At 43.6% G+C, this 23547-nt stretch carries 19 protein-coding genes; 4 read left to right on the top strand and 15 right to left on the bottom strand.

Annotated elements, in window-relative coordinates:
• Window positions 1-206 precede the first annotated feature (206 nt).
• From AM500_RS07900 to AM500_RS07880, 5 genes are all read right to left on the bottom strand, one after another.
• On the bottom strand, window positions 207-683 hold the full coding sequence (locus AM500_RS07900; RefSeq protein WP_043934132.1) for a MaoC/PaaZ C-terminal domain-containing protein: 477 nt from the start codon (window positions 681-683) through the stop codon (window positions 207-209).
• A gap of 582 nt (window positions 684-1265) precedes the next feature.
• Entirely contained in the window at window positions 1266-2204 is a 939-nt protein-coding gene (mdh, locus tag AM500_RS07895) for a malate dehydrogenase (protein WP_053598730.1), read from the bottom strand.
• 70 nt (window positions 2205-2274) lie between these two features.
• Window positions 2275-3543 carry an NADP-dependent isocitrate dehydrogenase gene (gene icd, locus AM500_RS07890; RefSeq protein WP_053598729.1) on the bottom strand — a complete coding sequence of 423 codons (1269 nt, stop codon included), beginning with the start codon at window positions 3541-3543 and terminating at the stop codon, window positions 2275-2277.
• A gap of 178 nt (window positions 3544-3721) precedes the next feature.
• A complete protein-coding gene (gene citZ / locus AM500_RS07885; protein ID WP_053598728.1) occupies window positions 3722-4837 on the bottom strand; it encodes a citrate synthase in 1116 nt (371 codons plus the stop codon).
• A 614-nt stretch (window positions 4838-5451) separates the two neighbouring features.
• Window positions 5452-5913: a DUF441 domain-containing protein gene (locus AM500_RS07880; protein ID WP_053598727.1), complete on the bottom strand. Its 462-nt coding sequence runs from the start codon at window positions 5911-5913 to the stop codon at window positions 5452-5454.
• A 240-nt stretch (window positions 5914-6153) separates the two neighbouring features.
• Between AM500_RS07880 and ytvI the strand changes: the two genes are divergently transcribed.
• Window positions 6154-7278 carry a sporulation integral membrane protein YtvI gene (gene ytvI / locus AM500_RS07875; RefSeq protein WP_053598726.1) on the top strand — a complete coding sequence of 375 codons (1125 nt, stop codon included), beginning with the start codon at window positions 6154-6156 and terminating at the stop codon, window positions 7276-7278.
• A 224-nt stretch (window positions 7279-7502) separates the two neighbouring features.
• On the opposite strand, the gene AM500_RS07870 is transcribed toward ytvI, so the two are convergent.
• The 8 genes from AM500_RS07870 to dnaE form a co-directional block, all read right to left on the bottom strand.
• Window positions 7503-7895, bottom strand: a complete 393-nt coding sequence (locus tag AM500_RS07870) for an FxsA family protein (RefSeq protein ID WP_231688126.1) — start codon at window positions 7893-7895, stop codon at window positions 7503-7505.
• A 257-nt stretch (window positions 7896-8152) separates the two neighbouring features.
• Window positions 8153-9913: a pyruvate kinase gene (gene pyk / locus AM500_RS07865; protein ID WP_053598725.1), complete on the bottom strand. Its 1761-nt coding sequence runs from the start codon at window positions 9911-9913 to the stop codon at window positions 8153-8155.
• 24 nt (window positions 9914-9937) lie between these two features.
• On the bottom strand, window positions 9938-10900 hold the full coding sequence (gene pfkA, locus AM500_RS07860) for a 6-phosphofructokinase (protein ID WP_053598724.1): 963 nt from the start codon (window positions 10898-10900) through the stop codon (window positions 9938-9940).
• A gap of 242 nt (window positions 10901-11142) precedes the next feature.
• A complete protein-coding gene (accA, locus tag AM500_RS07855) occupies window positions 11143-12120 on the bottom strand; it encodes an acetyl-CoA carboxylase carboxyl transferase subunit alpha (protein WP_053598723.1) in 978 nt (325 codons plus the stop codon).
• A complete protein-coding gene (gene accD / locus AM500_RS07850) occupies window positions 12114-12983 on the bottom strand; it encodes an acetyl-CoA carboxylase, carboxyltransferase subunit beta (RefSeq protein ID WP_053598722.1) in 870 nt (289 codons plus the stop codon). The genes accA and accD overlap by 7 nt, the downstream gene beginning before the upstream one ends.
• A gap of 158 nt (window positions 12984-13141) precedes the next feature.
• Window positions 13142-13729, bottom strand: a complete 588-nt coding sequence (locus AM500_RS07845; protein WP_053598721.1) for a FadR/GntR family transcriptional regulator — start codon at window positions 13727-13729, stop codon at window positions 13142-13144.
• A gap of 68 nt (window positions 13730-13797) precedes the next feature.
• Window positions 13798-15036, bottom strand: a complete 1239-nt coding sequence (locus tag AM500_RS07840; RefSeq protein ID WP_053598720.1) for an NADP-dependent malic enzyme — start codon at window positions 15034-15036, stop codon at window positions 13798-13800.
• Between the two features lie 281 nt (window positions 15037-15317).
• Complete coding sequence (gene dnaE / locus AM500_RS07835) at window positions 15318-18695, bottom strand: DNA polymerase III subunit alpha (protein WP_053598719.1); 3378 nt, start codon at window positions 18693-18695, stop codon at window positions 15318-15320.
• 570 nt (window positions 18696-19265) lie between these two features.
• Between dnaE and AM500_RS07825 the strand changes: the two genes are divergently transcribed.
• Both AM500_RS07825 and ytrI read left to right on the top strand, forming a co-directional pair.
• Window positions 19266-19604 carry a sporulation membrane protein YtrH gene (locus tag AM500_RS07825; RefSeq protein ID WP_442853989.1) on the top strand — a complete coding sequence of 113 codons (339 nt, stop codon included), beginning with the start codon at window positions 19266-19268 and terminating at the stop codon, window positions 19602-19604.
• Window positions 19601-20104: a sporulation membrane protein YtrI gene (gene ytrI / locus AM500_RS07820; protein WP_053598716.1), complete on the top strand. Its 504-nt coding sequence runs from the start codon at window positions 19601-19603 to the stop codon at window positions 20102-20104. Before AM500_RS07825 ends, ytrI begins: the two co-directional genes overlap by 4 nt.
• 446 nt (window positions 20105-20550) lie before the next feature.
• On the opposite strand, the gene AM500_RS07815 is transcribed toward ytrI, so the two are convergent.
• Complete coding sequence (locus tag AM500_RS07815; protein ID WP_053598715.1) at window positions 20551-21489, bottom strand: DHH family phosphoesterase; 939 nt, start codon at window positions 21487-21489, stop codon at window positions 20551-20553.
• 324 nt (window positions 21490-21813) lie between these two features.
• Here AM500_RS07815 and AM500_RS07810 point away from each other — a divergent pair, with 324 nt between their 5' ends.
• Complete coding sequence (locus AM500_RS07810; RefSeq protein ID WP_053598714.1) at window positions 21814-22116, top strand: YtpI family protein; 303 nt, start codon at window positions 21814-21816, stop codon at window positions 22114-22116.
• Window positions 22117-22177: 61 nt separating this feature from the next.
• Here AM500_RS07810 and AM500_RS07805 read toward each other — a convergent pair whose 3' ends face one another.
• A complete protein-coding gene (locus AM500_RS07805) occupies window positions 22178-23497 on the bottom strand; it encodes a CBS domain-containing protein (RefSeq protein ID WP_053598713.1) in 1320 nt (439 codons plus the stop codon).
• Window positions 23498-23547 lie beyond the last annotated feature (50 nt).

Raw genomic sequence — 23547 nt, 5'->3', positions numbered from 1 at the left:
CGTACAAAATGGAGGGACTTCGGCTGAGATAAAGGAATCACGAAGAGCGCTAGCGATTCGATGATGACTTATCGTAGGGAGGAGGCCTGAAGTTTGCTAGGCGATAGGCGCTGGAGCTAGACGTAGATACGCTCAGTAATAAAAGTATCCACAGTGGCCAAAACTATAATTTCCTTGAACAAGAAAAAGACAGCTTTTTAGCTGCCTTAAAAGTTTTCAAGTACGCTGCCATCCATATCAGCAAGAGGATGGGGAGGGCAGACTTTCACTTTTCCTGTTATAACCGGCTCTTTTTTTTCATTCGTGCCTTCGATTGAAATGGTAATCGCATGCTTCTTCTCATCTACCTCAATCACTTCAAGCAGAAAATCTACGGTTCCATAATGGTAGACTGGCTTTGGAAACTCAAGTTCCTGGGATAAGATGTGGCTTCCAGGCCCAGGAAGATATTTAGTTATGGCTGAGGTAATAACACCTATCAGCATAACTGCTGGAACAATTGGTTTTCCATAGGGTGTTTGCGATGCATAGTCATGCTGAATATAAAGTGGGTTTGCATCATTTGTAAGGCCGAGATACAGAAGCAAATCCCTATCCTCAATTTTTTCAGTAAGGGCCAATTTTTCGCCGGGTTTAATTTCCTCAATCCTTCTGCCTAATTTGCGCTTTTTTCCTAAAATCACTGTTGGCACCTCCAGCGGAAGCGGAATTTGGTCTTAATGCTTTTTAATGGGTGTAAGTAATTATTTTACCCAAAGGACTGACATGCATTATATGCTTTTAGAAAGCTGTGTTAATGGATTTTGTTTATTTATTGGAATTGTTGGCTGTACGCGAAGACTCGTTCGAAAATACATCCGCATTTTCTCCCCCGATGTCTCTACAATGAAATCCTAACGGTAAAAAAGGTTAGTGAACCTTTATTGACGACTCTGCCCTTAAATTCTTTACCTTCAAAGTCGTTAAGAATCTCTATTGACGACCGCACTATCCATTTCTTTACCTGCAGGGTCGCCAAGAACCTCTATTGACGACCGCACCTTTTATTTCTTAACCAGCAGGGTCGTCAAGAACCTTTATTGACGACCCTACCCTTTTTCTCTTTACCTGCTGGGTCGTCAAGAACCAGGCACAGCCAAAATTAATCGATTTATTCCATTGCTAAAAAAATAAATTTCTAAAAGCCATCCTATGCACAATACTAAAAACACTTTCAAGTTAGCAAAAAATTCGGGGGCTGCCCCCGAATTTTGTTAGGTCTCGATTTACGCTAGGACAGTCATGACATTTCTGACAGCCTCGGCAGACTTATCAAGTGCAGCCTTTTCCTCTTCCGTCAACTCAAGTTCAATAACTTTTTCGATACCGTTAGCACCAAGGATGGTAGGTACACCAAGATAGATGCCTTCATATCCATACTCGCCTTCTAGATAGGCAATGGATGGAAGAACACGCCTCTGGTCTTTCAGGATAGCTTCACACATTTCTACAAGGGAAGCGGCAGGAGCATAGTATGCACTCCCATTTCCTAGTAGGTTAACAATTTCACCGCCGCCTTTGCGAGTACGCTCTACGATACTATCCAGGCGTTCCTTTGAAATGAGCGTCTCTAGCGGAATGCCTCCAGCATAGGAATAACGGACAAGAGGTACCATTTCGTCTCCATGCCCACCAAGAACGAAACCTGTAATATCTTTAACAGACAAGTTCAGTTCCTGGGCAATAAAAGTGCGGAAACGGGCTGTGTCAAGGACGCCGGACTGGCCAATGACTCGGTTCTTAGGGAATCCTGTTTCCTTGAATACAGTATAGGTCATAGCATCGACTGGGTTGGTCAAAACGACGATGAAACTATTAGGAGAATACTTGACGACTTCCTGAGCAACGCTTTTCATGATTTTCTGGTTTGTTTGGACGAGATCGTCACGGCTCATGCCGGGCTTACGGGCAATGCCTGCAGTAATAACGACAATATCGGAATCTTTTGTGTCTTCATAGCTTGATGTACCGGTGATGTTCGCATCAAATCCCTGTACCGGGCCAGCCTGAAGCATGTCAAGAGCTTTTCCTTTTGTCGGGTTTTCCATTTGTGGAATATCAACGAGAACTACATCTCCCAATTCCTTCTGTGCCAACAGGAAAGCTGTAGTGGCACCCGTGAAACCACTTCCGATAACCGAAATCTTTTTGCGTTTCAGTGACATGAAAATATCCCCCTTGTTCTCCGTTTTTTAAAATTGACCAACAGGCGGACATAGCCGCCTGCTCCCATCCCTATTCCATGTTCTTAATCAGTTCATCGCCAAATTGCGAAGTTTTAACTTCTGTGGCGCCTTCCATCAAACGAGCAAAATCATATGTGACAACCTTGGAAGCAATAGTTTTCTCCATGGATTTTACGATTAGGTTTGCCGCTTCATTCCAGCCAAGATGTTCAAGCAACAAGACACCGGATAGGATAACAGAAGAAGGGTTTACCTTGTCGAGACCTGCATACTTAGGTGCTGTTCCATGAGTCGCTTCAAAAATAGCATGGCCAGTTTCATAGTTGATGTTTGCGCCTGGTGCGATACCAATTCCGCCAACCTGTGCAGCAAGGGCATCGGAAATGTAGTCACCGTTCAGGTTCATAGTTGCAACAACGTCAAACTCTTTTGGCCGAGTAAGAATTTGCTGAAGGAAGATGTCGGCAATTGCATCCTTTACAATGATTTTGCCTTCCGCTTCTGCGTCAGCCTGAGCCTTATTAGCGGCTTCAGTTCCCTGCTCATCTTTAATGCGGTCATACTGTGCCCAAGTAAACACTTTATCTCCGAATTCTTTTTCAGCCAATTCATAGCCCCAGTTTTTGAAGGCACCTTCTGTGTACTTCATGATATTACCTTTATGTACAAGTGTAAGCGATTTGCGGCCTTCCTTGATTGCATAATCGAGGGCTGCGCGTACAAGGCGTGTTGTACCTTCTTCGGAAACAGGCTTAATACCGATACCGGATGTTTCCGGGAAACGGATTTTGTTTACACCCATTTCAGTTTGCAGGAAGTCGATAAGCTTTTTGACTTCATCGGATCCCTTTTGGTACTCAATTCCCGCATAAATGTCCTCTGTGTTTTCACGGAAGATTACCATGTCAGTATCTTGCGGACGTTTTACCGGTGAAGGAACGCCTTCAAACCATCTTACTGGACGCAAGCAAACGAACAGATCAAGCTCCTGGCGAAGTGCAACGTTCAAGGAACGGATTCCACCACCAATTGGAGTGGTCAAAGGACCTTTGATTGCAATCAGGTATTCGTTGATTGTCTCTAGCGTTTCCTTAGGAAGCCATTCACCAGTTTGATTGAACGCTTTTTCCCCGGCAAGAACTTCCTTCCAAACTATTTTCTTTTCACCCTTATATGCTTTTTCAACCGCTGCATCAAGAACCCGTACGGACGATGCCCAAATATCAGGGCCAGTTCCGTCTCCTTCAATGAATGGAACGACTGGATTGTTAGGTACATTCAATACCCCGTTTTGTACTGTAATTTTTTCTCCTTGCATCCTAAAAACTCCCTCCATTGTTCAAATACTAAACCTACTAATTTACTTCGCCGCGGGATAAAGGTTAGAAGCCATAGCTTCTAACCCTTACGGCTGCGAAGGGAACCCGGTTAAAACATGAGTCCCTGCTAATCTATTACACCATGTGGAAACAGGAAAGTAAAATGTTCAACAATCGTTAACGCAGGCCGATTGGCACATACTTCTGCATTCCAGGGCCGTTATAATCGGCGCGCGGGCGGATTAGCCTGTTATTATCATATTGTTCGAGAATATGGGCAAGCCAGCCTGAGACACGGCTTACTGCAAAAATAGGTGTAAACAAGTCATGGTCAATTCCAAGACTATGATATACGGAAGCGGAATAGAAATCGACGTTTGGCGGAAGATTCTTTTCGCCCGTAACAATTTCTTCAATGCGTGTACTCATCTCATACCAATGAGGCTCTCCAGTTAGCTCAGTCAACTTTTTCGACATGGCGCGAAGATGTTTTGCACGCGGGTCACCCTGGCGATAGACACGGTGGCCAAAGCCCATGATTTTCTCTTTATTCGCCAGTTTGCCCCTGACATAAGGCTCCACATTTTCAAGCGTTCCAATCTCTTTCAGCATCTTCATAACCGCTTCGTTTGCTCCCCCATGAAGAGGGCCTTTCAATGCACCAATTGCCGCTGTAACACCAGAGTAGACATCAGAAAGGGTTGCCACACAAACCCTTGCAGTGAAAGTTGAAGCATTCAATTCATGGTCTGCATGGAGGACAAGTGCTTTGTCCAGGGCTTCTACAGCAATCGCATCTGGTTCATTTCCAGTAAGCATATAAAGGAAGTTCGCCGCAAAGCCAAGATCCTGCCTTGGCGCTACAGGCTCCAGCCCTTTTCGAATCCTGGCAAACGCAGTAATTAGTGACGGCATTTTAGCTTGCAGCCTGACCGCCTTCCGATAGTTTGCCTCCTGATCCATGAGGTCTGCTTCTGTATCGTACAATCCTAGTAGTGAAACCGCAGATCTTAGGGCTGCCATTGGATGCACTGATTGAATTGGATACATTTTAAAATGGTCTAACACTTCCTGCGGCAGGCTTGCTTCAGCAGCCAATTGGCCCCTCAGCACTTCAAGCTCTGTTTCTGTAGGAAGCTTGCGGTGCCATAGCAAGTAAATAACTTCTTCGAAACTAGCATTCTCTGCTAAATCATCGATATCAAATCCTACATACGTCAATGTATCGTCGATGATTGAGCTGATGGAAGAGGTTGTTGCAACAACTCCTTCGAGACCGCGTGTAACTGACATCTCCAATCTCTCCTTTGCCTTTTAAATTTTCCCCATGCCTCTGTCCTATAGTGTTTATGGAATAAAAACAAAAGTTTGAGCGCTCGCTCGGAATGTCCCCGAAAAAATCAGCATATGCCGTTAGGCACATGCCAAACTTTATGGCAGCCCTTCCAATACTGGATAGGTAACTGCCTCATTCCTTTCCACTATACACTATACACAATTATTTAATCATAACAATAGGTTATATGTAAAAAAGATTGCGCTTACACGTTCTATTATAAACAATTATCAGATTTTTGTGAACGAAAAGGATTTGGAAAAATTAAAATTACTATATTAGTAGAAAAAGATGACTATGAAAATTTTAATCCGTTTGATTAATCTATTTCCAATATCTTTAAAAAAATGGAAGTTCATTATGGACAACCTGGCATAACTATTCTGATAGCCGCATATAAGGGAACAGGGGTTCATCTTTCATAGACGGCGCAGGTATAATCCTAAAGCAATTTACATGCCATATTGTAAAAATCTTTTTGCTTGTTTTCCATTAGTTGTTAGTTTTAGGCATTTAATCCCCCACTTCTCACTCGCATACTTGGAACTTGAGGTGGGGGTCTTACTGCCTTTTAACGAGGGAAAAAATCCAGTAGCTTCATTGCTGCATATGCAATTCCTGCGCCAATTAAAGGTCCTACAGCGACCCCATTGAAAAGGGAGACGGCGAGGATTGTGCCTAATACAAGCGCAGTCGTGATATGCGGGTCTTCTGCAAGAAGCGTTACTCCACCTTTAGCAAGCATCGCTACCAACAGACCGGAAAGCAATGCAATCCAGGCATATGGGGATTTGAAGGCTCCTCCTAAATCCTTAAAACCTATGGTGCCATTTGCAATGGGGGCAAGCACTGCAATCGTAATAATTGTTACACCCCAATTAATGCCTCTAGTCTGCAGGTAGGAAAAAGCTTTTCCATCAAGGCCAATCATTTTTAATAAAAGCAAAACAGTAATAGCAATCATAAGCGATTGATTTTTTGCTGCAAAAGCAATGCCGAGCAGCAGAAACAAGAATAAATATGCCTGATACATGATAGGTCTTCCCTTCTTTATGAGGTACTTGAGCATTGACCTCCACTTACTTTATCTTGAGTATTCGAATACTTGCGCTCTAAAAAAATCAATATGTTTAGATTAAATCTAGCCGTTGGGTACGGATATTAAACACTCTTGCCGAACGAGCCAAATAACTTACAGATCCAAATGACTACTCACACTAAATTACAAGTTTTCGCTTTATAAAGAACGACTAAACCCAGGGAGGCAATGTCATTGAACTCCGTTTATCTTAACCGGGCCATCAAATTATTATTTATTATCGTAATTTCAGTGTTTTTGCTTATTTCAGTTTATTATGTGTCTGTTATTGCCTATCCGTTCCTTATTGCATTCATTATTGCTTTTCTGATGAATCCGGCTGTTAATCTTATGGAAAAAAAGGGGAGAATGCCAAGGCCTGTTGCCGTACTTCTTACTCTCCTTTTGTTAGTTTCGATATTTGCGGGAATCATTACCCTTTTAGTCGCTGAGATTGTAAGTGGTGCCACTTATTTGGCTGCTGTACTTCCATCCCATTTGAATACGCTTGTGCGGTTTAGCGAGATCTGGTTTGCTTCACAAGTAATCCCTCTTTACAACCAGGTGACAGGGATGTTCAACGATCTTGATGCAGGTCAGCAAGAAACTATTTTGAAAAACATTCAAAATGCAGGCCAAAAGTTCGGAACAACAGTTGGAGATTTCCTGCAAGGTTTTTTTGAAAATATACCTGCTATTCTCGGGTGGTTTCCAAATGCAGCAACTGTACTGATCTTTTCTTTCCTAGCAACCTTTTTTATTAGTAAAGACTGGTACCGTCTTACAGCTATTGGCGGGCGCCTTGTGCCTGGAAAAGCCTGGACAAGCAGCAGAAAAGTGTTTGTTGAATTAAAAAGAGCCCTTTTCGGCTTTGCAAAGGCGCAGCTGACTCTAATCTCAATTACAACAGTGATTATTTTAATCGGGCTGCTTTTTCTTCGAGTTGATTACGCAATTACAATTGCACTCGTTGCCGGCCTTGTCGATATTATTCCGTACCTTGGAACCGGAGCAGTTTTCGTTCCATGGATTTTATTTGAAGTCATTTCGGGCGATATCAGGCTTGCCATCGGCCTTGGTGTTCTTTACATCATTGTGTTAGTCCAACGACAGGTCATGGAACCTAAAATTTTGTCTTCAAATATCGGGCTGGATCCACTGGCGACATTGGTCGCTCTATTTGTAGGCTTTAAAGTGCTAGGGTTTCTAGGACTTATCGTTGGTCCAGTTGTGCTCGTAGTTATAAACACATTAAGACGAGCAAATGTATTTAGAGATATTTGGACCTATATCAAAGGCCATCATTCTGGAATCAAGTGAATTATAAAATATAAAAGCCGGATCTCTGGGGATTCCGGCGTTTGTTTTAATAGTAGAAAATATATCGGAACTGTCTAACTTAAAAAAGGAATGCTCCGGCAGGATAAGTATCGCAGAGAGACAAATAACAGCTCCCTTGAATTAACATCGCAGAGACAGACGGTTCTTTACCTGGAACGTGGTGCCTTTGCCCGTCACACAAAGGCACTTGCGATTTTGTTTGTTCATCTTATTATTTTTACATTGCCTTTATTTATCCAACGTTTAATAGCAAGTGCCAGCCATCGTTTAAAAAACTTCCTGGTTAACGGCAATAGCAGGAGAATCCCGAACACATCACTTAGAAAACCAGGCGATAGCAGCATTGTACCCCCAATCAGGATGCATACCCCGTCCAGAACAGCGTCACCGGGCATTTGGCCATAGTTGAGCTGCTGCCTTGCCTGATTGATAATCTTCATTCCCTGGCTTCGTGCCAGATACGTTCCGAGAATACCTGTCAAAATAATCAGCAGTACAGTCAAAGGGACGCCAATCTGTTTGCCTGACCAAAGCAATACACCAATTTCAGCTGCTGGTACAGCTATAATTAAGATAAAGAACCATATTCGGAACAAGCGAGGCCCTCCTATTAAAATAACTTTTTATCCTTTAAGCAAGTATAACAAAAATAAATAATTACGGTTATTGGTCATTGGCACTTTTGTGAAGCATCAACTAGCACGGATATCCCTTTGATTGATAAAGGCTGCATACCCGTGATTTTCTCGTAATGTGTTAAGGGACGGGAACGGCGCATTCATGCGAATAAACAAAAAGAAGGGAACTCCCCTTCTTTTTGTTTAGACTATTGTGTTAGAACTCAATAGTCTTCTTATAGTACGCTTGCATGTCCGTCATAGATAAATCCAGTACTAGCATCTACTGTAAGTTCCTGGCCATCCTTAAAGATCGAAGTTGCGTTTTCGACCCCAACGATGACTGGAATACCTACATTAAGGCCTACAACTGCTGCATGGCTTGTCAGCCCGCCTTCTTCAGTAATAAGCGCTCCACACTTTTCAATTGCAGGCATCATATCACGATCGCTGCCGAATGTGATAAGGATATCGCCCGGCTGTACTTTTGCGTTTGCTTCCTCTGCATTTCGTGCAACTACAGCTCTTCCATAGGCTGATTTTTTGCCAATGCCCTGAGCTTTTGCAAGAATATCACCAACGATATGGATTTTCATCATATTCGTGCTTCCAGCTTCTGCAACTGGCACACCTGCAGTAATAACAACTAAATCGCCATGCTTTACAATGCCGCTGTTTAAGCTTTCGCCAACTGCAATATCGAGCATTTCGTCAGTACCTTTAACTTGTCTGCCCAACTGAGGATAAACACCCCATACAAGCCCTAGACGCCTGCGTACGCCTGCATCTGATGTTACAGCGACGATTGGAGCCTTTGGACGGTATTTGGAAACCATTTTTGCAGAGTGGCCGCTTACCGTAGGAGTGATGATAGCACTTACCTCCAGGTTAAGGGCAGTGTGTGCAACCGATTGAGCAACAGCATCAGTGGTATTGTGTTCAGTATCTTTGCTGCGTGCTGTTAGGATTTCTTTATGGTTTAGTGCTTCTTCAGCTCTTGAAGCGATGTTATGCATAGTTTGGACAGCTTCAACCGGGTAGAGTCCTGCAGCTGTCTCGCCAGAAAGCATGATTGCATCTGTTCCGTCGAAAATCGCGTTTGCAACGTCACTCGCTTCAGCGCGTGTCGGCCTTGGGTTTCTTTGCATAGAATCAAGCATTTGCGTAGCTGTAATAACCGGTTTGGCTTCAGCATTACACTTTTTGATGAGCAATTTTTGGACAAGCGGTACTTCCTCGGCAGGAATCTCAACACCAAGGTCTCCACGTGCTACCATCAAACCATCTGAAACTTCAAGGATTTCGTCAATATTATCAACGCCTTCCTGGTTTTCAATTTTAGGGATGATGTGAATGTGGGAAGCATTGTTATCTTCTAAAAGCTGACGGATTTCAAGAACATCTTTTGCCCTTCGAACAAAAGAAGCAGCGATGAAATCAACGCCCTGGCTAATACCGAATAGGATATCGTTCTTATCCTTTTCAGTAATTCCCGGTAAATTTACTGAAACACCCGGGACGTTAACACCTTTTTTATTTTTTAAAGTGCCGCTGTTTAGAATTTTTGTTTTGATTGTTTGCTTCTCTTTATTAATCTCGAGTACTTCCAGACCAATTAAGCCATCATCAAGAAGAATCCTCGAACCTGGGTGAACATCGTCAATAAGGCCAGGGTAAGTAACAGAAAACATTTCCTCTGTACCTTCAACTTCAGTCATTGAAACAATGACTTCATTGCCTGATTTTAGCTCAATTGCGCCATCCTTCATGTTATTGGTCCGAATTTCAGGGCCTTTCGTATCCAATAGGATTGCAACGTTTTTACCGGTCTTTTCAGCCGCTTCACGGATTCTTGAAATTCTAGCACCATGCTCCTCGAAGTCACCATGAGAGAAATTCAGGCGTGCTACATTCATTCCTGCTTCCATTAATGAACTGAGTTTTTCAACACTCTCACTTGCTGGTCCAATTGTACAGACAATCTTAGTTTTGCGCATTTTAGTTCCTCCTGTTAGCTAACCTTAAATAGACAATTCCTGTGATAATTTATAAATATCGAGATCAAGGACATGTTTCTTTTCTTCCAATACTTCAATTATATCGTAATCAACAATGCTATTTTTTTCGATACCGACTGCCCTTCCGCCTTTTCCTTCAATTAGAAGCTCAACTGCCCGGGCACCAAGCCGGCTGGCCAGAACGCGGTCCCTGACCGTTGGAGATCCGCCGCGCTGGATATGTCCAAGAACGGAAACCCTTGTATCAAAATCGGTTAGCTCTTTTAACTCACGGGCCAAGTCAACTCCGCTGCCTACACCTTCAGCAATAACAATGATACTATGTTTCTTGCCACGTTCATTGCCTCGCCGCAGTTTATCAACGATATCCTTCACATCATAATTTTCTTCCGGGATCAGGATAGTTTCCGCGCCTCCCGCAAGTCCAGCCCAAAGAGCAATATCACCAGCATCACGCCCCATTACTTCAATAATGAAAGTGCGTTCATGTGAGCTGGCAGTATCCCTGATTTTATCTATTGCAGCTATAACTGTGTTAAGTGCTGTATCAAATCCAATCGTAAATTCCGTCCCGGGAATGTCATTATCAATCGTTCCCGGTATACCTACACACGGAAAACCTTGTTCTGTGAGAGCTTTTGCTCCACGGTAAGAACCATCTCCGCCAATGACCACCAGGCCTTCGATTCCCAACTTCTTCATTTGTTCAATTCCCTGCTGCTGGCCTTCTCTTGTTTTAAATTCTAATGCTCTTGCAGATTGGAGGATCGTTCCCCCTCTTTGAATAATATCCCCAACCGAACCTATTTCAAGCTTATGGATGTTCCCGTTCATCAATCCGGCATATCCGCCATAAATCCCGTACACTTCAAGCTCATGGTAAATACCTTTACGCACAACCGCCCGAATGGCAGCATTCATTCCTGGAGAATCCCCACCGCTTGTCAGAACACCAATCTTCTTCATCCAATTCACCTCTTATCCGTTTTTAACCATATGTATTTTTCTATTTTGAAGCTATCTGAGTTATTATTCACATTTAACCCAAGGATAACTCTAAAATACCACTAAGTATGAGGTCTAACAACTTTATCGGCGGAAAAAACCAAAACACAGAATTATCCGCAAAGTGAAAGCGTTTTATTACTATTGTTTACAAACTGGCCAAAAATACCGCAAAAAAATGGACGTGCTTAGACAGCACGCCATTAATTTACCCCGATAAAGTTGTTTAAAAACGAATATTCGCCAATTGCCTTATATTTGCTATAACGCTCGACGGCTAGTTCCGTTGGTGATAGTTTTGATAGCTCCTTTAGAGAACGGAACAACGCTTTATCAATTTCATGCGCCTGGCTTTCAACATCACGATGGGCGCCGCCTCTTACTTCCGGTATAATCCCATCAACGATGCCAAGGCCCTTTAAGTCGGGTGCGGTTATTTTCATTGATTCTGCAGCACGCCTTGCTTTGGAAGCATCCTTCCAAAGAATAGAGGCAGCTCCCTCTGGTGAAATAACAGAATAGGTAGAGTTCTCAAGCATCAGGATATGGTTGCCTACTCCTAGCGCCAGGGCTCCACCACTTCCTCCTTCACCTATTACAATGCAAACAATGGGAACTTGCATACTAGCCATCTCGAAAAGATTCCTTGCAATTGCTTCACTTTGGCCGCGCTCCTCGGCAGCTTTCCCGGGATATGCGCCCTTTGTATCAATAAAACAAATAATCGGGCGCCCGAACTTTTCAGCCTGCTTCATGAGCCTTAATGCCTTCCTATATCCTTCAGGGTGCGGCATTCCAAAGTTACGGCGGATATTTTCCTTTGTGTCCTTGCCACGCTGGTGGCCAATGACCGTTACCGGCTTCCCCTTGAACTTTGCAATTCCGCCAACAATCGCTTCGTCATCGCCATAAAGCCTATCGCCGTGGCATTCAAAAAAGTCGGTAAACAAATAGCCAATGTAGTCAAGTGTCGTCGGCCTGGACGGGTGCCTGGCAATCTGGACACGATCCCATGGCTTTATATTTGAATATACATCATTTTCGAGCTTTTCAAGGCGGGCTGAAAGCCTGTCTATTTCTGCTGTTAAATCGACATCGGTTTTTTGGGTATATTCTTTAAGTTCAGTTATCTTTTTTCTAAGTTCTATTATAGGTTTCTCGAATTCCAGCTCACCTACCATACGAGATCCTCCCTGCCCTGATGCATATCTAAAATTACACCAATTCTATCTTTCAAATCATGCCTGCTGATAACAGCATCAAGCTGGCCGTGCTTTAACAAAAACTCTGCGGTCTGAAAATCCTCTGGAAGTTCTTCTCTGATTGTCTGCTCAATAATCCGTCTGCCCGCAAAGCCAATTAACGCACCGGGCTCAGCGATATTATAATCCCCAAGTGATGCAAAGCTGGCCGAGACCCCGCCTGTTGTCGGATGAGTCATAATTGAAATAAACAGTCCGCCCTCATCGCTTAACTTCTTTAATGCGACACTTGTTTTGGCCATCTGCATAAGGCTGAGAACACCCTCTTGCATTCGGGCACCGCCAGAAGCAGTGAAAATGACAAAAGGAACCCGTAATTCTGCCGCCTTTTCAACGGCCCTGGTGATTTTTTCACCAACTACAGAGCCCATGCTCCCCATCCTAAAGGTGGAATCCATGACAGCAAGTACAATTTTCAGGCCATTAACCTCGCCGATTCCTGTAACAACTGCCTCATTTATATTTGTGTTCTTTCTATCCTTTTCCACTTTTTCAAGATAATCCGGAAAGTTTAAAGGGTTGACAGAAACCATGTCTGCATTGAATTCATCAAAACTTCCTTCATCCAGGAAGCTATTTACCCTTTCACGAGCATTCATTGGAAAGTGATGACCGCATTGGAAACAAACTTTCAGGTTCTTTTCCAGTTCACGGGTATAAACAATCTTCTTGCAGCCAGGACATTTTGTCATGATGCCTTCCGGAACATCCTGTCTAGCTGCTTCGGAAGGTATTGCTGCATACTTTCTTTTTTTGGATTTTGTTAATAATTCCTTTAGCAATTTCGTACCTCCCTAAATAGTAACGGAATACAATGTTTCGACTTCTCATGTACTTGCATAAATAAAAGGCCGAACCTAAAGTGGCCAGACCACTGATCTGATTAAAAAGGCCTGGCTCTGCCTAGGCTTGCTTGACCTATACTATAGTCGATTTTTTATCAAAAAGATGCCGGTTCCTGTCGCCCATTTACTGACAAATTCCTCATTTTTCTGTATTGCCCAAGAACGGAAGCCTCATCCCCGGATTCAAGTTCTTTAACCAAAAGGGCATATTCTTCAGGCTTCGCGGAAAACCTTTCAAAATCCTGGGAATTATAATAGTCCTTTAAAATGACCCATATTCTTAAGAACAAATGATTGTCTGCAAGAAGAACGACATTACGGAAAAACTCATCATCATTGACTTTTTTCTCATCCGCCAGAGCTGCGAGTATGCCAAGTGACTGATTGGCCCCTTTTTGCAGGATGATTCTAAGGCAATCCATTTCGAGGAAGTATTTCGTTTCCCTGACATCTCTCTTTGCCTTGTCATCCTGAAGGACAAAGGTACTTAATAACTGGACTAGCTGGTTGCCTTTGAAATCACGGATAAAGGTTCCTTCGCCTCTCCTTGTTTCAATTAATCCAAGCAGCTCCAATGCCCGAAGTGCTTCTCTAACGGAGGAACGCCCGACATTCAGGCGCTCCGTTAATTCCCGTTCAGAAGGTATTTTATCTCCAGATTTAAGTCCATCCGCAGTTATCATCTCTCTAAGCTGCCTGACTATTTCGATATAAACCTTAGAATTCTGCTTGGTGTCGGTCACAGGTATATTCACTGTCCTTTACTTATCATCGAAAGACGTGCAGTTCTTTCCTTAACCTCTTCAGGATCTACCTTGATTCGGGCAACGCCTGTTTCCATAGCAGCCTTTGCAACCGCTGCGGCAACCTCAGGAGCCACCCTTGGATCGAATGGGCCAGGAATGACATAATCCTCATGAAGCTCTTCCTCACTGATAAGACTTGCAATTGCTTTGACCGCGGCAATTTTCATTGCTTCATTTATATGAGTCGCGCGGGCATCAAGCGCTCCCCTGAAAATCCCGGGAAACGCCAGGACATTGTTCACCTGATTAGGGAAATCGGAACGTCCTGTCCCTACCACCCTTGCACCCGCAGCCTTTGCTTCATCAGGCATAATTTCCGGAATAGGATTGGCCATCGCAAAAATAATTGGTCCTTCGTTCATCGAAGCAACCATTTCTTTTGTCACTGATCCAGCCGCGGAAACTCCAATGAAAACATCGGCGCCTTTGATAACATCAACAAGCTCCCCATGAATTCTATCACGGTTCGTGAATTTAGCGACCTGGTCCTTTATCTTGTTCATCCCAGTCGGGCGGCCTTCATAAATGGCGCCTTTTGTATCGCACATGATAATGTCACGTACGCCATAATGATGAAGCAATTTAATAATGGCTATACCGGCCGCACCCGCACCATTAGCTACGACCTTGATTTCAGTCATCTTCTTGCCTGTAAGCTTCAGTGCATTCACAAGTCCCGCTGCAGTAACAATCGCAGTGCCATGCTGGTCATCATGGAATATTGGAATATTTGTTTCCTTTTTAAGCCGTTCTTCGATTTCAAAACAATTTGGCGCTGCTATGTCTTCAAGATTGACACCGCCAAAAGTTGGCTCAAGCAGCTTGACAGTTTCAATAATTTTTTCAACATCTGTTGTGTTCAGGCAGATAGGAAAGGCATCGACTCCGGCAAAGCTTTTGAAAAGCACAGCCTTTCCTTCCATAACAGGAAGAGCAGCTTCAGGTCCAATATTGCCTAGGCCGAGTACTGCGGTGCCGTCGGACACGACAGCAACCATGTTGCCCTTCATTGTATAATCATAAACAGTTTCCGGTTTATCATAGATTTCTTTACAAGGTTCTGCTACTCCTGGTGAGTATGCAAGGCTTAAATCCCTGGCATTTCTTACTTCAACTTTCGACTTTGATTCCAATTTTCCTCGATGAAGGCGGTGCATATGAAGGGCTTCTTCTCGCAATGTCAAGGCAATTCACTCCTCTAGAAATGTCAGGAATTATATAAATTATTCATTCAAAAGTGGTCAGACCACGCTGTCTCTTAAACACTATACCATATCTGTAACCCTTGTAAAGCGTAATATTATTAGCTAAACAAATTTTCGAGAGAAGTGCTGGGCAGCAATTAATGTGGTTTCTCGGTTAGGCTGTCCAATTAATCAGCCAACAGCAATACCCTCTAGTTTAGGAGGGATGTTTTTGTTGTTTAATATCCAACTAATTGTAAAAGGATTGTGCTCCACATTCATCAAGGCTTCTGTTTTAGCGGCGGGTGGTTGACGACAACATTTTCTTCACCAAGGAACCTCTTCAGCTCCTCGAGGAGTAAATTCGATGGTGTGACCTGGTGTTGCGCCCCAAGTTTCACCGTCTTATTGGCACCGTCATAATGGAGGATTACTTCGGTTGTACCTTTGTTTGAGGAAAGAATCTCCTTTAGTTCAGATAGGCGCCCAGTCTCCTGATTATAGGCAGTCAGCCTAAGGTATAATCGTTCCTTCCGGCGATTTTGAAGCCATTCATCTATGTCTGCCGAATTCCGAATAATAAATTGAAGCTTGCCATTTCTTTCTTCGGTTTTTCCTTCAATAACAGCCATCCGCCCCTGGTTCAACTGCTTCGAATGTTTCCTGTATACATCCGGAAATGCGACCGCCTCCATATCACCACTTGAATCATTTATAGTCAAAAAGGCCATTGGCTCACCTTTTTTGGTACGAATTACTTTGGAACTTGTTATATATATCCCGGCCGAAGCAAAGCCTGTTTCTTTCGCCAGCTCTGTTATGGATTTTGCCCCACACTCCTGCAAGGCCTTCTCATGCATGGAAAGAGGATGGCTGGACAGATAAAAGCCGAGCACTTCTTTTTCAAAAGCAAGCTTATCCTCTAATCTTATAGGGTCTACTTCAACGTATTTTGGCTCTGGCATAAAATCCTCTGTAGAAAAAAGCCCAGCCTGTCCATCCTCCTCAGGCCTCATAAGCTGTGCATGCTCGATGGCAATATCAAGGCTTGCGAGCAGCGAAGCGCGATCCATTCCAAATTCATCGAAACTGCCCGAATGTACCAGCGCCTCAAGTGTTTTCCGTGAAGCGGACTTTTGGGGAAGGCGAATGCAAAAGTCAAAAAGCCCCTTAAATGGCTTTCCTCTCCTCGCCTCCGCTATATCCCTCACGACCGTCCCGCCAACGCCTTTAATACCTGCTAATGCATAACGGATCTTTCCGGATTCAACATGAAAGGAATATTTGCTCTTGTTTATGGAAGGAGGCAGCACTTCGAGTCCAAGGCCTTTCAGTTCCCTGATATATTGAGCAATTTTTGTATCATTTCCGAGGGCTGAAGTCAACAGCCCTGCCATAAAATGAGTGGGATAGTGCGCTTTCAGGTAGGCCAACTGGCACGATATGACACTGTACGCAACAGCATGGCTCTTATTGAAACCGTAATTGGCGAACCTGACGATTAAATCGTATACTTCGTTCGCAGCTGAAGCATCGTAACCTTTTTTCAGGGCTCCAGCCACAAAATGTTCTCTTTCTTTATCAAGTACATCCTTTTTCTTTTTGCTTACAGCTCTGCGGAGCAGATCGGCTTCCCCTAGTGAAAAACCAGCCATTGCCGATGCAACCTGCATGATCTGTTCCTGATAGACTATGACACCATAGGTTGGTTCAAGAATGGGCTTGAGCACCTCATGGGGATAAGTGATTTTTTCGCGTCCATGCTTCCTGTCTATGAACAGCGGGATATTCTCCATTGGCCCGGGACGGTACAAGGCATTAACCGCGACAATATCTTCAAAACGGTTAGGCTTCAGGCGGACAAGCACTTTTCGCATGCCTTCCGATTCAAGCTGAAATATCCCTGTTGTTTCGCCTTTTGCCAACAAACTGAAGGTTTTTGAGTCATTAAGCGGGATTGAGCGTATGTCAAGATTCTTTCCGGTGTCCCTTCTGATTGAATCCGCTATCGCCTCCAATAAGGTCAAATTGCGAAGCCCCAGGAAATCCATTTTCAATAACCCAATATCCTCAAGGTGCTCCATCGAATATTGAGTCAGATATACTTGATTGTGCCCTCCTTGAATCGGGATGAGGTCAACAAGCTGGCTTCCAGTAATGACGACACCAGCAGCATGTGTCGACGTATGGCGCGGTAAACCTTCGAGCTTTTTTGCCGTGTCAAAAAGTTTTGTATAAGTCGGATTTTCAGCAATGATATCCCTTAGTCTTGAAGACTCGCGATACGCTTCCTCAAGTGTTATCCCATTTCTGGATGGAATCGACTTTGATAGCTGATCCAATTCTTTTGTATTCAAGCCGAATGCCCTTCCAACATCCCGGAGAGCGGCCTTAGCTGCGAGAGTCCCAAAAGTAGTAATTTGTGCAACATGGAGTTCACCATATTTTCTGGCAACATATGCAATCATTTCATCGCGCCTGTGGTCCGGAAAGTCAATATCAATATCGGGCATAGTGATTCGTTCGGGGTTCAGGAAACGCTCGAACAAAAGCCCATGCTCAAGCGGATCGACATCGGTTATGTAAAGGGAATAAGCAACTAGCGATCCGGCAGCCGAGCCACGTCCCGGCCCAGTCAGAATGCCGTGATCACGTGCGTACTTCATAAAGTCCCAAACAATCAGGAAATAATCGCTGTACCGCATTTTCTTTATAACATCAAGTTCATAACGAAGCCTTTCAAAATACTCCTCGCCGCAGCCTGGGAGACGTTTGTTTAACCCTTCCAGGCAAAGGCTCTCCAGCTTACTTTCTGGTGAAACCCCCTCAGGAAGAGGATAGTCAGGCATATGAAATTTTCCAAACTCGAATTCAACAGAACATTTCCCAGCAATCCCAATGGTATTTTCCAAGGCATCGGGATAACCGGCAAACAGCTCGGTCATTTCCTTTGACTCTTTAAGATAGTATCCTGTTCCAGGCAGTTTTGGCCTGCCATCGTCCTGAAGCTTGGCCCCATCCCGGATTGCAAGCAGGCATTCATGGGCGAGAGCATCTTCAGCACTTAGGTAATGCACTGAATTGCATGCAACGGTCCCAATTGAAAGTTCTTTCGCAAGCTCGGACAGCCGGTTGTTCAAGGTATGCTCCTGTTCAAGGCCGTGATCCTGCAGGGAAAAATAAAACTCATTAGTAAAAAGTCCTTTAAACAGTCCTGCAAGTGAGGCTGCGGCATCTCTTTCCTCCTTAAGAAGGAGCGTTTCAATTTCTCCTTCCAATCCAGGAGTCAGGGCAATTAGACCAGCGGCATAAGACTTTAGCCATTTCATTGGCAATCCTTCTGCAGATTTTGTTTGAACCGCACTTGATATTTTAAGGAGATTTCCGAAGCCCAGCCGGTTTTTGGCAAGCAGGACAAGCGGAAACGCCTCTCCTTCGTTACGGTCACTCAACACATCAACTGTAAGCCCCAAAATTGGCTTCACACCATTTTTTTTGCATTCCTTATAAAATTCAATCGCCCCGTACAGGACGTTCCGGTCGGTAAGGGCGAGTGCAAGATAGCCTTTCTTCTTCGCATCCGCCACGAGTCCCGGAATAGAAGCTGTGCTTGTGAGAAGGCTGTATGCGCTATATGTTTGGAGATGGATAAACGACATAGATTCACGCCCTTATGTTTTTTCTTACTCTTATTATAGTTGTTCAGCTAGGGAAAAGAAAATATATGTTCCCCTTTTTTACTGAGAGATATAGGAAGTTAAAAGGTTTGTCTCATATTGAATCACTACAGCCCATAAGATTAAGTATGGGGTCTGGCAATGCGGTTATTTTCACTTGTATTGAAAGCGCCCGCGATCTCAAAAGGCAATTACCGGAATATTCTGCACTTATAGATATAATTTCAAAACCGCTGAATTATTATAAAAACTGTAAGAATTAATTAAAAAACCGCTGAATTAAATGAACAACCTAACAAAAACACCCCTCTGTATACTGGAGCCTCATGATAAGTATTTTAAAAAATTTAGTTTATTCTACATAGTTTAAACTTTACTTTTTTCCCGTCATTTCCGCTCCACAATGGAAGCTCCGGAGAATAATCATCCTTGAGAAAGCACCGCAGGAGAAAATGCGTATTTTGCATTTCCGAATGAGTATTCGTTTCTTCTAATCTTCTGCAATTCTTTAGTTTAACGTATTTAGTCAGCTAATAGAAAAGGATGGATTCTATGAATCAGGCAGGTTTCTTCCCATCATTTATTGAAAGTTATTTCATTGCGCTTGGGGTTTTACTCGGCGGAGCAATCATTGGGGGAATTGCCTCGTTCCTGACTGGGCAGCCGGCACTTACCGCAATTACAAGGCTATCATCCTCATTGCGGATATGGGCAATTGTCGCCGCTATTGGAGGAACCTTTGATGCCGTTTACCAATTTGAAAGAGGGATATTCGAGGGGCAAACTCGGGATATATTCAAGCAAATCTTAATAATTCTGTCTGCGCTCGGGGGAGCCCAAACCGGCGCCCTCCTGATCGAATGGTTTACGCAGGAGCATATGACACCATGAGAGTCCCGCCATTGTATAATGACAGGTCTTGGCAGAGGTTCTTCGCCGGTATGGCAATTGGGGCCGCTATCAGCTGGTCTATATTTATTTATATAAATGGAGTATTTCAGGAACAGCAATCAATTCTTGTAAAGGACCAGCAGGACGAAATAAAGAAGCTCCAGGATGATATTGCTATTTGGCAGGAAGATTACAAGAACTTAAACAAGCAAAATATCGAACAACTTCTAATCCAGAATATCCAGGTAAAAATCACAAACCATCAAAAATATGACCTCGATCTCCTCAGCGTCCATCAGACAGAAGACACTGTCATGGAAGATTTAAAAACCTTAAAGGCAAAGGATTTGGAAGTTGCATTTAAAAACAAGGAATTAATAAAAAGGGTTATTGAGAATAGAAGAGTGACCATTAACGACAAGAAATATCGGCTGGAAGTGACTGAAATAATTATCTATACAACACTCGTTATCCAGCTTCATATCAATCTGGATAGATAGAAAAGCGTAAGCGCCTTGCTCAGCGTCGTATGGACTGGAGGGCCTCGAAGGAGATAAAGGAAACACGATGAGCGCAAGCGAATCGATGTTGACTTATCGTAACGAGGGGACCGAAGTACACTAGGCGCTAGGCGCTGGAGCTAGACAAGAAAAGCGCAAGCGCCTTCGTGACAGGCAAAATGCGCCTGTCTCTGCGATGATTATTCTTGGAAGCTTTCCTATGTGCTCAGCGCCGTATGGACTCCCCGAAAATCTTCATTACGCTATCTCGTAATTTAGTGCGATGCCTTTTCGAGGGCTTTCCTTGTGCTCTCACTTTTTCTTCGTGCGAAGCCTATTCTGCCGAAGCCTTCCCTGTGGAGCTAGACAGTTCTCAAAAAAGATATACTTTCTGATTTTATTAAAAAGGCTCTCGCATTTTTAGCGGGAGCCTCTATTGTTTACAACTAATTTTCCTTACAAACTTCTTTAAGCTCGTGGAGGACACTGTCTTTCTCGTTCCAGGAATAAATGGAAGCTCCTGCGGCGAGCGGGTGGCCGCCTCCATTAAATTTCCTTGCCACCCCATTGATGACAGGACCCCTGGAGCGGAGCCTTACCCTTATTTGATCTTCTTCTTCAATAAAGAACACCCAGGCTTTTACACCTTCAACATTCCCCAGAGTGCTGACAAGCAGAGATGCCTCCGAAGCAACAGCGTTAAATTCTGCAAGAAGTTCCTTTGTTAAATCGACTGAGGCAACACCGTGTTCATGCATTTGGAAATGCTGGAGAATATAGCCGTTCAGTTTTATGATAGTGGGGCTGAGTTCATACATTTTGTCATACAGCTCATTCCTAGAAAAACTGTAGCGGATCAATTCCCCGGCATAAGCAAATGTCTTATTCGTTGTACTTGGGTAAAGGAACCTTCCTGTATCCCCGACAATGCCAGCGTATAACCGCCGCGCTGCTTCATCATTCATTTTCAGGCCGCGATCCTTGCCTTCCAGATAAAGCTCATAAATCATCTCGCTGGTCGAGCTTGCACCGGTATCTACCCACATGATATCACCATATTTATCTTCGTTTGGATGGTGGTCAATTTTTATTAGCATTTCACCATTTCTATACCGTTCATCACAGATACGCTCTGTATTCGCAGTATCACAAACAATTACCAATGCTCCTTTGTACATTTCATCAGGAATTTGATCTGGCTCAAATAAAAACGACAGTGTTCTTTCTCCTTTGCCGGCAAGGTAAATCGATTTATTCGGATAAGACTCCTTAAGGATTTCAGCCAATCCCCCCTGCGACCCATAAGCATCAGGATCAGGCCTGACATGTCTATGAATAATGATTGTATCAAACGTTTCAATTGCATCAAAAATTTTAGTTTTCATAATAAACTCCTTTTCCTTATGCTTCTCTCCAGCGCGATGGAAAGTGCATGGTAGCGCTCATCGCCATTTCCGGTTAAAATGGTATTTAAAGTGAAACTTCAATCAGTGGGGGTTCTTCATCCCTCACTGATTGTTAGTCGCGCAAAGCCCGATTGATTTTTCTAAGGGCTGAAGCCCCAAGAAAAATCTTATTTCACCAATCGGGCTTTTACGGGCTGTTATCCCCCACCTTTACTTCTTCAATTCCTCTACGATCTTGAGGTGGGGGGCATACAGCCCGTTAATGCGGGATAAAGCTACTTTACTACTGGAGGTTCACACACAATGCCTGTTCTTGTTTTCATCATTATTATTTCTTTTGTCTTTTATGTTTATTTCAAAGTCAAATATGTAAGAAGCAGACGTCCCGCGGAAAGACTTTGGCTTACATCCAAATCAGGGATTGCCCTGGGAATCTTTGTATTGGCATTTGGCATAAACCAATTATTTTTGTTCCAAACAACTGTTACATATATTGTTGCTGCCGTCTTTATTTTTCTGGGAGCAATTAATATCTGGTCTGGTATTAAATCATATAAATTCTATCTTCCCCACGCCATCAAGGAGGCAGAAGGAGAGAATGCATAACTTGAAAAATGCGCCTGCTGGCGCATTTTTCAGTTTTTGTCGTGCTAAACGCTTTTGGATCTTAATGCCTGTCTATAAGCTGGCACATCATCATTGCTTTTCCGACAAGGACCCCTTCATTGAATACCTCGATGTCCACCTTCCCGAATTTCCTTCCTACTTCAAGAACTTTCGGATATATTTCAAGGCTGCTTTCAATTTGCACGGGCTTTAAAAAGTAGATTGTCATATTCTCAACAACAAGGTCACCTTTTTTGTATCCTCTTAATACCCTGCTTGCTGCTTCTGTAACAATCGTAGTGAATACTCCATAGGAAATTGTTCCGAGATGATTTGTCATCTGCGGGCTTACCTCTATCTGGTAAAAGTCATCCCCTTTTGTTTTGCCTGTGGAAAGGGTCATCTGATTCGTGACAATATCATCTAATGTTTCTCCCACCTGCGGTTGGCGTTGAATCATTTGCAGAGCTTTTAAGACATCTTGCCGGCTAATGATTCCCTCAAGCCGGTTGGAATCATCGACGACAGGAAGAAGTTCAATACCTTCCCATACCATCATATGGGACGCTGATGCTACACTGGTCTTGCCGCTGACCGTCATCGGGTTCTTAGTCATCACTTTTTCAATCAGTGTATCAGGATCATGGCCTATGACGTCCTTTGCAGTAACCATTCCCTGGATTTTCATGCTTTGGTCCACGACGGGATAACGCCCATGTTTGGTTTCCCTGTTAAACATATGCCATTGGCTTGCCCTGTCGGTTGTTCGTAAATAGACGGTTTCCGCCAACGGTGTCAGAATATCCTCGACAAGGGTGATTTCCTTTTTAATCAACTGATCATAAATCGCCCTATTAATCATCGTCGCAACCGTAAATGTATCATAGCTTGTGGAAATGACCGGCATCTGCAGCTTGTCCGCCAGGCGCTTAACATGCTCTTCGGTATCGAAACCACCAGTAACAAGCACTGCTGCTCCTGCTTTTAACGCATGCTCATGGGCCTTGATTCTGTTACCGACAATCAATAAATTTCCCGCTCCTGTATAACGCATCATCGCTTCAAGCTGCATTGCGCCGATGACGAATTTATTCAATGTTTTGTGCAGGCCGGCGCGCCCTCCTAAAACTTGTCCTTCGACTATGTTGACGATTTCTGCATAAGTCAGTTTCTCAATATTTTCTTTTTTCTTCCGTTCAATCCTGATTGTGCCGACCCGTTCAATCGTACTGACATATCCTTTGTTTTCCGCATCTTTTATCGCCCTGTATGCGGTTCCTTCACTCACATTCATCGCCTTGGCGATTTGGCGCACTGAAATTTTTTCTCCGATAGGGAGCTCGTCTATATAATGCAGGATTTGTTCGTGCTTAGTTGCCAAGACCTTCACCCTTTGCTTTTGTTTCCGCTATCCATTGCGGGTTTTCCTAT

Origin of the sequence: Bacillus sp. FJAT-18017, assembly GCF_001278805.1 — a bacterium.
In the GTDB taxonomy this organism is placed as follows: domain Bacteria; phylum Bacillota; class Bacilli; order Bacillales; family Cytobacillaceae; genus Bacillus_D.
This window is presented reverse-complemented; position numbering and strand designations above follow the sequence as displayed.

Excerpts from the sequence above, each read along its gene's own strand:
- mdh (WP_053598730.1), bottom strand. The coding sequence starts at position 2,204 with ATGTCACTGAAACGCAAAAAGATTTCGGTTATCGGAAGTGGTTTCACG.
- icd (WP_053598729.1), bottom strand. The coding sequence starts at position 3,543 with ATGCAAGGAGAAAAAATTACAGTACAAAACGGGGTATTGAATGTACCT.
- citZ (WP_053598728.1), bottom strand. The coding sequence starts at position 4,837 with ATGTCAGTTACACGCGGTCTCGAAGGAGTTGTTGCAACAACCTCTTCC.
- AM500_RS07880 (WP_053598727.1), bottom strand. The coding sequence starts at position 5,913 with ATGTATCAGGCATATTTATTCTTGTTTCTGCTGCTCGGCATTGCTTTT.
- pyk (WP_053598725.1), bottom strand. The coding sequence starts at position 9,913 with ATGCGCAAAACTAAGATTGTCTGTACAATTGGACCAGCAAGTGAGAGT.
- pfkA (WP_053598724.1), bottom strand. The coding sequence starts at position 10,900 with ATGAAGAAGATTGGTGTTCTGACAAGCGGTGGGGATTCTCCAGGAATG.
- accA (WP_053598723.1), bottom strand. The coding sequence starts at position 12,120 with ATGGTAGGTGAGCTGGAATTCGAGAAACCTATAATAGAACTTAGAAAA.
- AM500_RS07845 (WP_053598721.1), bottom strand. The coding sequence starts at position 13,729 with ATGATAACTGCGGATGGACTTAAATCTGGAGATAAAATACCTTCTGAA.
- dnaE (WP_053598719.1), bottom strand. The coding sequence starts at position 18,695 with ATGTCGTTTATCCATCTCCAAACATATAGCGCATACAGCCTTCTCACA.
- AM500_RS07825 (WP_442853989.1), top strand. The coding sequence starts at position 19,266 with ATGAATCAGGCAGGTTTCTTCCCATCATTTATTGAAAGTTATTTCATT.
- ytrI (WP_053598716.1), top strand. The coding sequence starts at position 19,601 with ATGAGAGTCCCGCCATTGTATAATGACAGGTCTTGGCAGAGGTTCTTC.
- AM500_RS07815 (WP_053598715.1), bottom strand. The coding sequence starts at position 21,489 with ATGAAAACTAAAATTTTTGATGCAATTGAAACGTTTGATACAATCATT.
- AM500_RS07810 (WP_053598714.1), top strand. The coding sequence starts at position 21,814 with ATGCCTGTTCTTGTTTTCATCATTATTATTTCTTTTGTCTTTTATGTT.